Source organism: Actinomadura hibisca NBRC 15177, from assembly GCF_001552635.1.
GTDB classification, from domain to species: Bacteria; Actinomycetota; Actinomycetes; order Streptosporangiales; family Streptosporangiaceae; genus Spirillospora; species Spirillospora hibisca.
This window is the reverse complement of record NZ_BCRO01000028.1, coordinates 37222-50583: the sequence shown is the minus strand read 5'-3', so window position 1 is coordinate 50583 and position 13362 is coordinate 37222. Positions and strand designations below refer to the sequence as shown.

Sequence of the window (13362 nt, the reverse complement as noted above, 5' to 3'; positions counted from 1 at the left end):
TGAGGAGATCGTTCGGTGGCTGTCGATCACGTGGCTCTGCTGAAGGACCTGCGCAAGCAGGTGCTCGTGCTGGAGGACGACCTGCGCGAGCGGACCGAGTCCGAGGCGGAGTTCAGGGACAAGCTGCAGGGCGAGTACGACCGGGCGCTGGAGGCCAAGCGCACGGCGGCCACATACGGGCCGTGGCGGGACGAGCGGGTCACGCAGGCGGCGGTGGCATGGGTTCTGGCGACGGTGTTCGTGCGGTTCTGCGAGGACAACGGCCTGATCGCCGAGGCGTGGATCGCGGGGCCGGGGGAGCGGCTGCTGGAGGCCGACGAGCGGCACCAGGCGTTCTTCAAGAAGAATCCGCAGAAGAACGACCGGGACTGGCTGATCGAGTCGTTCGATCATTTGGCCGAGACGAACGAGACCGTTGCGGGGCTGTTCGACGAGGACCACAACCCGCTTTGGGAGCTGGAGCCGTCGTACGAGGCAGCCAGCGAGCTGTTGAAGTTCTGGCGGCGGACCGGCCCGGACGGTGCGATTGTGCACGACTTCACGGACGCGGAACTGAACACGCGCTTCCTGGGCGACCTGTACCAGGATTTGTCGGACCACGCGAAGAAGACGTATGCGCTGCTCCAGACGCCGGAGTTCGTCGAGGAGTTCATCCTCGACCTGACGCTTGAGCCGGCGGTGGAGGAATTCGGACTGGAGCCGGTATGGCGGCACAAGCCCAAGGGCTGGCCGGGCACCGATCCGACAGTGCGGGGCCTGCGGACGATCGACCCGGCTTGCGGGTCGGGGCACTTCCTGCTGGGGATCTTTCACCGGCTGCTGCGGAAGTGGGAAGACGCTGCACCGAACGTGGACCGGTGGGAGCTGATCCGCCGGACGCTGGAGTCGGTGCACGGGTGCGACAAGAACCCGTTCGCGGCGGAGATCGCGCGCTTCCGGCTGCTGATCGCTGCCTTGTACGCGGCGGGGGAGAAGCGGCTCGACCGTGTACCGACGTTCCCGATCAATGTGGCGGTAGGTGACTCGCTGCTGCATGGCCGCGACGCAGAGAACGTGACAGGCCAACTTTGGGGCGATACGGAGCAGTTCACTTACCGGACCGAGGACGTCCAAAGCTTCGCGGCGCGCTGTGACCTGCTGGGAAAGCACTCCTATCATGTAGTGGTCGGTAACCCGCCCTATATCACCGTCAAAGACGAGAATGAGAATTCTAACTACAGGAAGTATGAAGCGGTTGGCGGCGCTTATGCGCTCTCGGTTCCGTTCGCAGAGCGGATCTTTGAGCTAGCCATCACCCCCGGGGGCGCTGGTCGCTCTGCTGGGTACACCGGGCAGATTACGGCAAACTCTTTCATGAAGCGAGAGTTTGGCAAGAAGCTGATTCGCTGGTTTTATGAGCGAGTTGACGTCACTCACGTCATTGATACGTCAGGCGCCTACATTCCTGGACATGGCACGCCGACGGTGATCCTTATCGGCCGAAACCGAATGGCATATGCCAATGCGACCATTCGCGTAGTGCAAGGAATTTGCGGCGAGCCCGCACAGCCCAAGAACGCGTCCGAAGGGAGTGTTTGGCAGTCCATCGTCAGACAGACGCCTCTGCCAGGCAGCGAGTCCGACTGGGTGAGTGTCGTCGATGTGGAGAGAACCAGCCTTTCTACTCACCCTTGGTCGCTATCTGGCGGCGGTTCTTCTGAAATGCAGAGCCTTATTGAAGGAGCTGCCCAGGAAACCTTGGGTAATGTAGCAAAGGAGATAGGTGCTGGGGCTGTAACTCGAGAAGACTCGGCGTACATGGTTGGTGCTGGCACACTACGCCGTCACCGAATCCCTAAATCATTTTGGCGTGCATTGGTGGAAGGTGATGTAACGCGTGAATGGAGGATCGCTGACCCTGTCATGTCGGTATGGCCCTACGATGCGGAATCTTTGAGGGCTCACGGTGATCCTGCTGTACTGACCTTCTTGTGGCCCTATAAGGTGAATTTGCGTGAACGCATCGCTTTCGGAAAGAGTCAAATTGCTCGCAAATTGACTTGGTTTGAATACTCTATGTTCTTTCGTTCAAGGTATAAGAATCCGCTATCGATCGCGTATGGGGAGATTGCAACGCACAATCACTTTGCGCTAGATCGAGGAGGGAGGGTCTTCAATCGTACTGCGCCGGTTATCAAGCTTCCTGATGAGACCAGCGAAGAGGAATACCTCGGCCTGCTCGGACTGCTGAACTCTTCGACAGCTTGCTTCTGGCTGAGGCAAGTGAGTCATAAGAAGGGTGGAAGTGTTGGTTCGGGGGGTGGTGACGCAGATCAACCCTGGTCGTGGACCCATCAATTCAATGCGAGCAAGGTTGGAAAATTCCCTATTGCAAGGCAAAAGCCAATTGATCTTGCAAAAATAATTTCATTGCTCGCAGATGGGCTTGACCTTCTTGAGGTGCGGATAAGTGATTATGATGCACTATCTAATCGTGATTCTTTAAATGACGTTCAGTTCAGGCGAGGAGTGTTGCGTCGGAAGATGATCTCTCTTCAAGAGGAGTTGGACTGGCAAGTTTATGGCTTTTATGGGCTACTTGGAGTAAGTGATCGAGGCGCCTTCTGTGAAGTAGATGCGATCGACCTTCCTGAGGTGGAACTTGGAGAGCGGCCTTTTGAGATCGTGCTTGCTCGGCGGGTGGTAGCCGGTGAAGCGGACAGCGAGTGGTTCCGGCGGCATGGATCTACGCCCGTCACGGAGATTCCGGAGCGGTGGCCGGAGGAGTATCGACGGGTTGTGCAGGCCCGCATCGATCTGATCGAGAAGCAGCCGCGGGGGATCGGGCTGCTGGAGCGGCCGGAGTACAAGCGCCGCTGGGCCGACGAGCCGTGGGAGAAGAAGGAGCGGGCCGCACTGCGGACCTGGATTCTGGACCGCTGCGAGCGTAAGGATCTCTGGTTCAGGCTGCGGGACGGGTTCGAGCAGCCGCGCACGTTGACCGTCGCGCAGCTCGCCGACCAGTTCCGCAACGACGAGGACATGCAGAACGTCGCCGCGCTCTACGCCACCGACCATCTCAACAAGCGTGACCTTCCGCTGGCTCAAGTGCTGGCCGAGGTCATCGCCGATGAGCACGTCCCCTACTTGGCCGCGCTGCGCTACACCGACACCGGGCTGCGCAAGCGTGAAGAGTGGGAACAGACTTGGGAGAAGCAGCGCGAGGAAGACCGCACTGGCACGCGGCTCGACATCGCGGTACCGCCCAAGTATGCGCCCAAGGACTTCAAGAAGAACTCCTACTGGTCGCATCGCGGCAAGCTCGACGTCCCCAAGGAGCGCTTCATCTCCTACCCGGGTGCGAGCCCGGACGCCGACAGCAGCCTGTTGCTCGGCTGGGCCGGTTGGGATCACAAGGACCAGGCACAGGCCCTCGTCAACCTGGTCAACGACCGGACCGAGCAGGCCGGTTGGGAGTCTGAGAAGCTGAAGCCCCTGCTCGCCGGCCTCCTCGAAGTGCTGCCGTGGGTTCACCAATGGCACGGCGAGCACGACTCCGAGTGGGGAGGCGTGCCTGCCGAGGAGTTCCAGGCGTTCCTAGACGACCAATGCACCGCGCACCGATTCTCTGAGAGGAATCTGCGTGACTGGCAGCCTCCGGCGGCCACGCGCGGGCGCAAGAAGCAGGCGTAACCCGAGTCTGGGTGGTGACCGCGCAGCCGGGAGACGGGGACGTCCCGGCCGCGAGGTGGTTCAGTGGACGCGGCGTGTGTTGGAGACGGCCTGGGCCAGCTCGTCCAACGTGGCCGTGCAGACCAAGCGCGGTTTCTGGGTGTGTGGTTGATCGCCCACCACTGCTGCGTGTGAACGCCCCACCAGCACGGCACGTCCGGGAAGTGCTAATGGAACTCCGCGATGCTCAGCGGCTCCCGCTTGGCCTGTCGGAAGAACACACCGGCCACCAGCGGTGCCACCAGTTCGGTGATGCGCGCGATTGCGGTGGCCGCGTCGGGGCAGCGCGCGAGCAGCCTGCCGGCGCTGGACCGGTACCACCACTGGTCCGAGACTGAACTCTCGTCCAGCATGACCGTCTCGCGAGGACCGGCAGCGCGGCGGAGAACACGCGCAACGAAGGACAAGGCTCGCTGCAAAGACGGGTCGTCCAGCCGTTCTCCTCCAAGACTCTGGCCAGGACCGGCAAGTCGGTGACGGGGGCGAAAGGACATTCCCTCCCTGGTTGGTTCTCTCTTCTCTTGGGCGGCTACGCGCTCCAGCGGCCTAGCCCCTCGTCGGGCACTGTCATCGCAACTCCCGACCGGCGGCACGCTCGGACGCGCGAGCGCGCTCTTTCGTCAGTGCCTCGTCAAGGGCTTCGGCCGTAGGGCGGATGACCGTGGCGCCAACGCCGGCGGTCTTGTCATGTAGGGTCGCCGCCCAGTCGCCGTACCGACCGTCGTAGCGGACGGACCGCCAGATCCGGTAGCCGGTATAGGTGGAACGGAGCCAGGCAAGGGCCTGGTCATCCGGGTGCGTTTGCGCGTCCCTGAAGAGTTGCCTCACGAGTGATGATCTCTCTCGGTTACCAATCCCAAGCTTGCTGTGATCAGGTTGCCTTCGGGAAGCGCAGGATGGCCAACCGGCGAATGCCAAGCAGGCCCATCGAAAGCGGCCAGGTTTCCTACCCCGAAGGACCCGATGCCCCGCCCTCCCAGAAATCCCGGTGTACCCCGTGCCCCTGTCCAGTACTTCGGCTCTGAGTTGCGCACCCATCGGGAAGCGGCGGGCCTGCCCCGGTCACAACTCGCGACCAAGCTCGGCTACTCGCCCCAGTGGCTAGGGCAGATCGAAGCGGGCAATCGCTCTCCGGCCGAGGAGTTCGCCACCGACTGCGACACCTCCTTCAAGACCAGTGCAGGTCCCGCCGCAGTGGCTGGCGGCGCTGGTACACGGGCACTGGGGGATCGAGACCCTGCATCACATCCACGACGTCACCTTCGGCGAAGACGTCTCAAAGATCCGTACCGGGCACGGCCAACATGGCCACCCTGTGCAACCTGGCCATCGCTCACCTACGCGCCACCGGAGATCCCACGATCGCCGCCGTCCGCCGCGCCATGTCCTACGACGCCCTCACCGCTCCGCTCGGCATCCAACTTGGCCTGCACCAGTATCAACGAGCACCGACTTTGAAATCGCCCTGGCCGCGGAGCAGGACCGGGATCCCGGCAGGGCACCCTGGAACCTGCGACCAGTCGACGTCCTCGGGACCGGGGAAGACGATCGTCATGTTGGTCTCCGACGAGACCAATGGACCACGGCGCAGCAAGCAGTGATCTCGCCGACATGGGTTGCGAGACCCTCCTCATCGGCCCAAGGAGTGGCCCAGCACGGTTCAACTCATGCAACCAGCCGATCCGCTCGGTGGTACCGAAGCTGGCGATCACCCCCCTGTAGGTTGCACCAACCGCTGGTGGTCGCCAAGAAAGCCCGACCGGTATACATGCAGTGCTGATCGCCATGAATGGCTAATCTCTGGTGATGCCAGGCTGCGGGACGACGGCGTCTTGATTCATGTCGCTCTCTGCTCACAGAGGAGTGGTGGCGGTGCTGTCAGGCATGAAAACGCGTAGTTCGCTTCGACATGGCTCCTGATCGAGCGGAAGATTCTCTTTAGTCACGTTGCTGCGCTTCCCGAGGGGCAAGCGCAGGGTGTAGCGGACGCAGATGTGAGGGGAGCGCGTTTCGGAAAGGAAGAGTGCGTCGATCTGCAGTCGGTCTCTGTGACGTTCCGCTCGCCAGAATTTTACGATAGCGCTGGTCTCAGCGCGGGTGAGGACTCCGTCGGCTGCGGCGGCCTGTAGCCGGCTGACCGACTCTTCAACGCGCTCACGCAGATTCTGGTCGGCTTGTTTATTCAACTCCTCCTGCCCTCGGGGCAGGAGGACCGTTACCCACCACAGCAGTAAGATCACAACGGTCAGTACCGCGGCCAGCGCCAGCCCGCCAACACCCAGAAGCATCCGAAAGGCGATGCGGCTGAGATGGCGGCGGGCTGGCGCAGGTTGTCGGTTCATCCCTTGGCCTCGATCACGGGTAGCCGATCTGGCCGAGTCGTGCCTGCATGACGCCAGCGTAGCCGGAAGTACCTGCTCCCTTGGGGTGGAACGCCTCTCGACTGAGACAGCCGACCAGCCAACTGAGCGCACACTGGTTCGTGGCCTCGGTGACTGGATCTCCGCGATGGAAGTCACCGTCGCCATTAGGCCCGGATACGATTTTGTTGATCCACTCGTCGGCGTCGCAGCCACCGTGGCCGACGAAGGCCGATACCGGGTCGGCGTATTCGATTTTGAGTTTGGAGGTGGACCCGGTGCGTAGTGAGTCGACTAGGGCGCGCTGTTTGGTGCCGGCGTAGTTCACGAGTTCGGCTAGCGCTTTGGTTTCGGTGAGGTCGAACCAAACCGATCCGGTGCACTTGACGGTGCGGCTGAACAGCTCCGGGTACCCCATCAGCACGATACGGGCGTTGGGTGCCTTTGCGGCTACCTCTTTCAGGAGGATGCTCAGATTGGGAATGATGCTGCTGTCGACTAGTCCTTTGTAGCGAGGGATGAAGTCGTCATCAGCGCAGTTGGTAGGGTAGGCACACTCCATGATGGCATTGGTGAATGCTCTTTCGTCGTTGCCACCAATGGTGAGCATCACCAGAGTGGTGTCCTTGGACAGTACACCGGAGTTCACCTGGGCGATCTCGTGAAACTGTCCTTCGCTGTAGGGTTGTTTGGCAGCACTCCAAGGCGACTCCCACACATTTTTGCTTTGGGCGCCCGAGCAGGCGACGAATCCCAACTCGGCGTCCTTGCTCCAGTCGTCGGCCAGGCTGCCCAGTGCCGTACTAGTGCCCGGTAGGACGACCTTCCTGGGCCAGGCGTTCTTGCTACGGCGGCAGGCGTTCCAGCGCTGATTGTCGCCGTGGTCGCTGTCGGTTTCGGCGTAGTAGGAGCCTGCTCCTTCGCCGGAAGAGTAGGAGTCGCCCAGCGCAGCAACCATGTGCTTGGGCTTGGCGCTCAGCGGTTGGAAGGCGATCGCGTCCCAGGCGATGTCGTCGCTTCCGTCGCCATCCTCGGTCTCTGAGCCCAGTCGGACTCGAGGAGTGCCGTTGATTTGATAGACGCCGAGCGAGACCCAGTTGTTGGCCATGCGTTTTTGATTGATGTAGCGGGTGCGGCTGAAGGCTCCGTCACCTAGGTCAATTTCGTACTTGGCTTGCTGAGTGTGGGCACCGTGGTCGGGCAAGTGCACCATGATGCGGGTCCAGGCGGCCAGCGAGCGGTTCAGTCTCCAGGTGCCGGTCGTTTTCAGACGTCCGCTTTCGGCTCCTGGGAGGCGGGTGTGGGTGAACCAGAAGTGGCCTCCATAGGCGGCGCCGATCTGGTGCAGGTCGATCTTGCCGGAGGGGGTAGCGAAGTCCAGGGTGAAGGTTCCGCTGGTAGGTGTCGGCGGATTTCCGCAGTATCGGTGAATGGGGGTGGAGTCGGGGACGTCGTCGATGACCAGGACTCCAGAGGGCAGCCCGGTGGTGTCGCATCGAGAGGGGTAGGAGATTCCGTTGGGCTGTTCGGGGTAAGTGCTGTCGAACCTCAGGACCTCATTGGCGCACCACTGACCTGCGCAGGATTTCCAGCTGACCGGGGTGGTCCACCAGCAGTACAGGTCCTTGTGATTGCAGGCCCCCAGACCCGGCTTGTTCTGGTCGTTATCGCCGATCTTGGAGGAGTCGCACATGTTAGCGGAGGTGCAGAACAGGGGTTCGGGCGGTTTGACCATGGTGCGGGCTTGGGCGGAGGTCCACCAGGCCGCCCGGAAGCCCGCCACCATCTTGCCGGGTGCTTCGGCGGCGAACAGCGGCCGGCCGGCCCAGCCCAAGACCTTTTCCTGGTAAGGCCAGTCCTGAGGGTGAGAGGCGTGCTCGTAGTCATCAGCACCAGCCGAGTTCTCTAGGAACGGGGTGCGGTTGAACTTCCACAAAGGATTGGCCGGGTTATTGGTCCAGCCTACCCCCCACTTGCCGTCGTACTTGCTGGCCTCGGATTTGGGGTGGTAGCCAGCGTTGTAGGCCCATAGGGCAAAGAACCAGTTCTCGGCCCATTTAGGGTCACCGTTGTCGACGACCAGGCCCTCGGCTTTAGTCTGGTTCCATTTATCGATGAGGATGTTGACGCCGGCGGCGATGTTGGCGGTGTAGTCCAAGGCCACGGCCTCCTGCTGGAGGGGGGTCAAGGACGAGCCCTTGGTCATCCCGTCGGTAACCTGAGAGATGCCGTAACCGCAGTCGGATTTACTGTAGTCGATCTTCCAGGGATCGCCCTGAGTTCCGTCGGGGTTGTAGGCAATGCCGTAGTAGTTGCCAATCAGGGGGTTGCCGGTGGCGCCGGGCATCACCACTCTGGAGGCCTGCCACATGTTGGACTCCTGGGCAAGGATGCCTAGGAAGACCTGAGAAGGGACCCGGCCGCCGCCACTGAGGCTCTTGAGCGGGAACAGCGTCTGCGGCTGGTAGGCGCCCATGCCCAGCTTCATCCACCCGGCTGGCCGGTTGATGTGCTTGTTGAGGTTGTTGGTGATTGCCTGGTTAACGGCCCACTCGGCCTGGCGGGGGGTGGGCTGCAGGGCATGCTTGACAGTGCTGTTGCGTGGGACGGCGCAGCGTGCGTCGGCGTCGATGGGATCGTCGGCTGCGGCCTTCAAAAGCGGAGAGCGCTCAGCAGTTCCTGTACCGCCGCTGGGCACGACCTGAAAGCGGGCTTTTTGCTGGGTGTTCAGGGCGGTGATGTCAATGTCGGTGGGGTGCGGTTTTGTCGGTCCAGAACCCGCACGGGGATCACGGGGATCGCGGCCACCGGCCCATGCGGTGCGGGTGACTAGCGCCTCGGCGTGGGTGGTCGCCTTGGCTTCACGCGGAGTCCCCTTGATCAAGGTTATGGGAGCAGGCAGCGCGGCCCGGGCGGTGGCCGCTCCGGTGATGAAGACCTGGCCGCTGGCACTGCGGGTGAGATCGACACCGTGCAGCGGTCCGTCGGCCAACCCGCTGGGGACGGCCGGGACTGGGCGGCCAGTGCGGGATTTCTTGATTTGCACGGCCTCCACCCGGCGGACAACAGCACGCTGCGCACCGGTTGCCGCACTGGCGCCGGGGACGGGTTCGCGGTCCAAGAAGACGATGCCGCCGTCGGAGTCAGGGCTGAGTTGGAACGGAACCTGCTTGGCCGAGGCGACCGGTGTGCGGACCCCGCTCGAAGTGATCTTAACGATCCGGGCGGAGTCGGCCGCTGCGAACCCGTCGCTGACCGGTACCGCGGAGGTGATCTGACCGGCCAGCTCGACTGGGCGCTCGACTGTGCCGTCGGCAGCGCCGACGGCCACCAGCCGGGAGGCGTTCTTGCTCTCCTTGGGGTACTGGGTGAACACCGCCTTCTCCGAGGCTCCGCAGCCGGGACTGAAGTAGGCCAGTGACGAACGTGTTGCGAGCTTACGGACCTTGCCGCTCTGCAGGTCCACGACGGCGGTGAAGGCTCCGCGCAGCATCAGGTCGGGCTTGTTGGTGAAGGCGCGAGGCGCGTAGGCCACTACGGCGCGACGGCCTGAACCGGTCACACACGCATTGCCGATCCACATGTCGGCATCGAAGCCCGGTTCCGACAGGGTGGCTGCTGTGCGCCAGCGGTATCCGTTGTTCTTGTCAGAGACTAGGACGTGGAAACCGGTGGCGTCGCCGATGGTGCTCCAGGCCCGATCACGTGAGGCGCGCCAATCGGCGCCCAAGACGCGCCGACGGTCGCCTGGAGCGACCTGCAGCGGTGGTCGGTCGTTGGGGCTGGACGCCGAAGCTCTGCCTTGCGGGGAGGAGGGGGAAGGTTTTGGTTGGGAAGGGGGATGATGCCGCAGGGCGGCGGTGGCCGCATCGACAGGAGCGGCCAGCGAGGCCAACAGAGTCAGGGTCGTGGTGACGATGAGGGATCTTCGGTGTTTCACGTTCCCCACCTAGAGCCATTCTCGGATGCGGAATGAGGCATCCCAGTCCAGAGATTCCGGGCTGGGTATGCGGCCTTTTGTTCGCGAGCAGGCACTGGCTGGCAGCAGGCACCGCTAGGTGGTGCCTGCTGCCAGCCAGCTGCCCTAGTTGCCCCCTACCAGTCGGCCTTCACCCTCGGGCGATGATGGTCTTGGCGTTGTGCAACCAGATGTCCACGACGCGTTTGCCCTTCAACAGCCGCGCTTGGTTATCGTTGACGAGCTTCTTCTGGTGAGCGATTTCCACCGCTTGGGCGATGCCGACCAGGTTGACTTGCTGGCGGCACTCGGCGTCTTGTGCGGCGACCTTGCGTTCCTCTGCCGAGGGGACCTGGCCACGCGACCGCTTGTCCCACTTGGGGCTCAGTTGTGCACTGACGTGGTTCTGGAAGTTGTGGCCGCGCGCCTTCATGCACTCTGACCACTGGGTCTCGGCGGTTTTGAACCTGCTGTCACGCATCACTGCGATCGCCGCTTGGGTCAGGAGTTGCCGAGGGTCGAGGTCGATGGCGCCTGCGCTGGCCTTGACCTTCCGATCGCCTTCGGCGAAGCATCCTCCTTGGGGGATGGCGCGGCCGGTGGAGGTGACCTTCGCCGACCCTAGGTAGGCGGCGGCCACATTTCCGCTGGACTTGGCTTTGATGGGGCGCTTGCCTTCACCACCGGGGGTGATGATCCCGCCATAGCCTTCCTTAGCAGCGGTCTTGGGGCTCAGGTACTCCACCACTCTGTGGTCCTGCTCCTGAGGAGCTGTCGCTGCGATCGCCAAAGCGGGCTTGGTGAACCCCAGGGCACTCAGGCAGCGGCGTGCCGAGATCACACGGGCCTTCTCGATCAGGGCGACCTCATCGAGTGACAATGTGTAAGCGTCCAGCGGATAGCTGGGCTGGGCGCTGCTGGTGACGTGCGCGATGTGCTCAAGCGGCGGAAGCTGGGGAGAACTGGACACCGAAGCCTGCTGGGTGCCGCACGCCGATGCGGAGACCAAGGCGGTGGCCAAACCGGTCATCGCGACGGTCCGGCGGGCCCGGTGCTGGGAGTGTTTCACCGTTGTCCCTCCAGGGGGAACATCGTGGGAGATCTGCTGGGGCGTCCGTCGGGCATTCCGCATGGCGTCACTTCCACCGCTGCTGCGGTTCGACCCAGTTGTCGACGGTGCGCTGCTCGCGCGTGTAGAGCTGGCCGCCCCGGCTGGTGCTCACCACCGCGATCACTAGGGGCAGGTAGCCCTGGCAGCCCTGCGCTCGCTGAAGCATGTAGCCGCCGTCCATGCTATGGCGCCACCACCGCTGGTTGGCTCTCGCATGCCAGTCCCACAAGACCATGGGGGCATAGCAGTGACCGGCGTCCCCGTCCAGCGCCTTGTTGGTACCGACCCCGTTGACATAGGCCTTGGACCCGTCGGAGTGGGTGGCCGAGTACCACTGCTGGTCGTTGTTGCCGTTGGCCGGCCAATGGATGATGGGATTGCCGTTGTTGGTCCTGCTGGCGGAGTTGGCCATGTAGGTGCCGGTCTGAGCGTTCTTCCAGGTGACCCAGCCGTCGGCGTGGGCGCTCGGCGCCAGCAACGCTATGCCGGCCGCTGCCATCAAGCCGCCTACGGCCCCCGCTTTCATGACGAGGGAAACGATGGTGTGCAAGCCCTCAACTCCTCCACGTTGATTTTGTCAGGCGGTTAGTCGGCTCATGAGATCATCGTGTGAGGACTTCTGTCAATAGCGCTTTTCGTTTTCAGTAAAGGGAGCGGAGATGAGGGAAGGCATCGTAATGAGCGCTTGTCACCGGACATGTCATCTGAGCCCCACCGATGGGCTCTGGGTAAAGTTGATAAGCATTTGCCGACAATGAGCGATCTACTAGGCAGAGACTGTCAAAAGCTCGGCCTGCACCCACGAAACACCGCAGGGTGCCACTCAGAACGTGTTTGACAGATGATCCTGGTAGTTACTGTTCGTGTTCGAGGGTCCGGGTCGCGTGGCGGGGTGGCTGTGGGTGATACGACGGTCCTCCGGTCGGTGGCGGCCCAGCGGATCAGCGCCTCGGAGGTGGCCGGACGGCGTTCGTGGTCGCGGGCCAGACGGCGGTGCACCATCAGCCGACCCAGCGTGCGCTCGGCCACCCACCGCCGGGGATGTACCTGGAAACCGCGTCGGCCAGGAGGTTTGCCGGTGATGTGCAGCGCGATACCCAAAGTCGCGGCCGCCCGGCCCACCAGCCGGCCGGCGAAGCCCTGATTGGCGAACACCGTGCGGCGGCGGGGGAACAGGTACAGCCTCGGCAGTAAAGTGGTGGTCCCGGCCCGGTCCTGCACGCTTGCCGGACACACCATCACCTGCAGTGGCAGCCCTAGCGTGCCGGTGATGTGCTGGGCGGCGCCTTGCCTCTCCCAGCGCCGCAAGTGCCAGTACACCGTCTGCCAAGGCGGAAAGCCCACCGGCAGGTACCGCCACGGGCGCCCGGTCTGGTTCAGGTGCAAGATCGCATCCATGATCGCGCGGCGCGGATGCTCTTTCTTGCGGTCGTCCCAGTGCACGGGCGGCAGCAGCGGCTCGATCAACGTCCACTGCGCATCGAACATGTCCGAGGGGTGCGCGCGGTGTCGCATGCCCACCGCCTACCCGCATCACACCGTGATCGCACGATCATCTGTCAAATGCGCACTCAGCCAGAGCGTCCTGGCCAAACGCCTGGGAGTGCGGCGCTCGGCGGTGAAGTGGGTATTCCGTGGTGACGGCGACGTTCGCATGGAGATTCTCGCCGAGTATCTGCACGAACTGGGCATCGAAGCCCCGCTCAGCCTGGGCGACGGGGAACCCGCGAACGATGAAATCCGGGAAGGGACGGTCCGCATCCTCGACGCCTCGACCAACTGGATGGGCGCGGGACCGGCAACGCCCAAGGCCAGCAAGGTCACCGACGTTGTGCGGCTGGGCACGGGACGCGGCTCATGGTCACGATCGAATGGGTGCTCCTCATAGGAGACTCGACATTGACGCCGGGGCGTCCTGACGCTGATCGGCGTCGAACAGGACGTGTCCCTCCCGCCTGCGCCACCGATGCAGACCAAACGGGTGGTTTTTGCCTATCTGGACGTCACCGGCCTTGAATGAGGGAGTGATGTGCCGGTCACCTTCACCACCGCCATCCCCGAGCGGTGAGAAGGCGACCTCCGCGACCGCCGAGATCAAACGGGGGCCGGCGGTGTCGACCTTGTTCGATGTTCTCCTGGAAGCGTTGATCCCGGTCGCCGAGTACGGGATGGGGCATACCGCATCGAGGCGGAGGCGGCCACTTCCGCCGGTGAGGTGTGCT

The 13362-nt window shown here is 63.1% G+C and carries 9 protein-coding genes; 3 read left to right on the top strand and 6 right to left on the bottom strand.

Going from position 1 to position 13362, the window contains the following annotated elements; genetic code table 11:
* Positions 1 to 15: 15 nt before the first annotated feature.
* Positions 16 to 3672, top strand: a complete 3657-nt coding sequence (pglX, locus tag AH6_RS14690) for a BREX-2 system adenine-specific DNA-methyltransferase PglX (protein WP_067479652.1) — start codon at positions 16 to 18, stop codon at positions 3670 to 3672.
* 206 nt (positions 3673 to 3878) lie between these two features.
* Here the strand turns inward: pglX and AH6_RS14685 are convergent, their stop codons facing one another.
* Positions 3879 to 4064: a hypothetical protein gene (locus AH6_RS14685; RefSeq protein WP_067479651.1), complete on the bottom strand. Its 186-nt coding sequence runs from the start codon at positions 4062 to 4064 to the stop codon at positions 3879 to 3881.
* A gap of 610 nt (positions 4065 to 4674) precedes the next feature.
* On the opposite strand from AH6_RS14685, the gene AH6_RS47090 reads away from it, so the two are divergent.
* Positions 4675 to 5169, top strand: coding sequence for a helix-turn-helix domain-containing protein (locus AH6_RS47090; RefSeq protein ID WP_083982848.1), 495 nt, complete (start codon positions 4675 to 4677; stop codon positions 5167 to 5169).
* A gap of 395 nt (positions 5170 to 5564) precedes the next feature.
* Here AH6_RS47090 and AH6_RS43750 read toward each other — a convergent pair whose 3' ends face one another.
* From AH6_RS43750 to AH6_RS14660, 5 genes are all read right to left on the bottom strand, one after another.
* Positions 5565 to 6053 (bottom strand): hypothetical protein, encoded by a 489-nt coding sequence (locus tag AH6_RS43750; RefSeq protein WP_157431485.1) that lies wholly within the window; start codon positions 6051 to 6053, stop codon positions 5565 to 5567.
* Between the two features lie 13 nt (positions 6054 to 6066).
* Positions 6067 to 9801 (bottom strand): SGNH/GDSL hydrolase family protein, encoded by a 3735-nt coding sequence (locus AH6_RS14675; protein WP_218005826.1) that lies wholly within the window; start codon positions 9799 to 9801, stop codon positions 6067 to 6069.
* A gap of 379 nt (positions 9802 to 10180) precedes the next feature.
* Positions 10181 to 11098, bottom strand: a complete 918-nt coding sequence (locus AH6_RS14670; RefSeq protein WP_067479647.1) for a hypothetical protein — start codon at positions 11096 to 11098, stop codon at positions 10181 to 10183.
* Between the two features lie 67 nt (positions 11099 to 11165).
* Entirely contained in the window at positions 11166 to 11690 is a 525-nt protein-coding gene (locus tag AH6_RS14665; RefSeq protein ID WP_067479646.1) for an RICIN domain-containing protein, read from the bottom strand.
* A gap of 230 nt (positions 11691 to 11920) precedes the next feature.
* Positions 11921 to 12628, bottom strand: coding sequence for a transposase (locus AH6_RS14660; protein WP_218005825.1), 708 nt, complete (start codon positions 12626 to 12628; stop codon positions 11921 to 11923).
* A 25-nt stretch (positions 12629 to 12653) separates the two neighbouring features.
* On the opposite strand from AH6_RS14660, the gene AH6_RS43745 reads away from it, so the two are divergent.
* Entirely contained in the window at positions 12654 to 13028 is a 375-nt protein-coding gene (locus AH6_RS43745) for a helix-turn-helix domain-containing protein (protein WP_157431484.1), read from the top strand.
* Positions 13029 to 13362 lie beyond the last annotated feature (334 nt).

Excerpts from the sequence above, each read along its gene's own strand:
- AH6_RS43750 (WP_157431485.1), bottom strand. The coding sequence starts at position 6,053 with ATGAACCGACAACCTGCGCCAGCCCGCCGCCATCTCAGCCGCATCGCC.
- AH6_RS14660 (WP_218005825.1), bottom strand. The coding sequence starts at position 12,628 with ATGTTCGATGCGCAGTGGACGTTGATCGAGCCGCTGCTGCCGCCCGTG.
- AH6_RS47090 (WP_083982848.1), top strand. The coding sequence starts at position 4,675 with ATGCCCCGCCCTCCCAGAAATCCCGGTGTACCCCGTGCCCCTGTCCAG.
- AH6_RS14685 (WP_067479651.1), bottom strand. The coding sequence starts at position 4,064 with ATGCTGGACGAGAGTTCAGTCTCGGACCAGTGGTGGTACCGGTCCAGC.
- AH6_RS43745 (WP_157431484.1), top strand. The coding sequence starts at position 12,654 with ATGCCCACCGCCTACCCGCATCACACCGTGATCGCACGATCATCTGTC.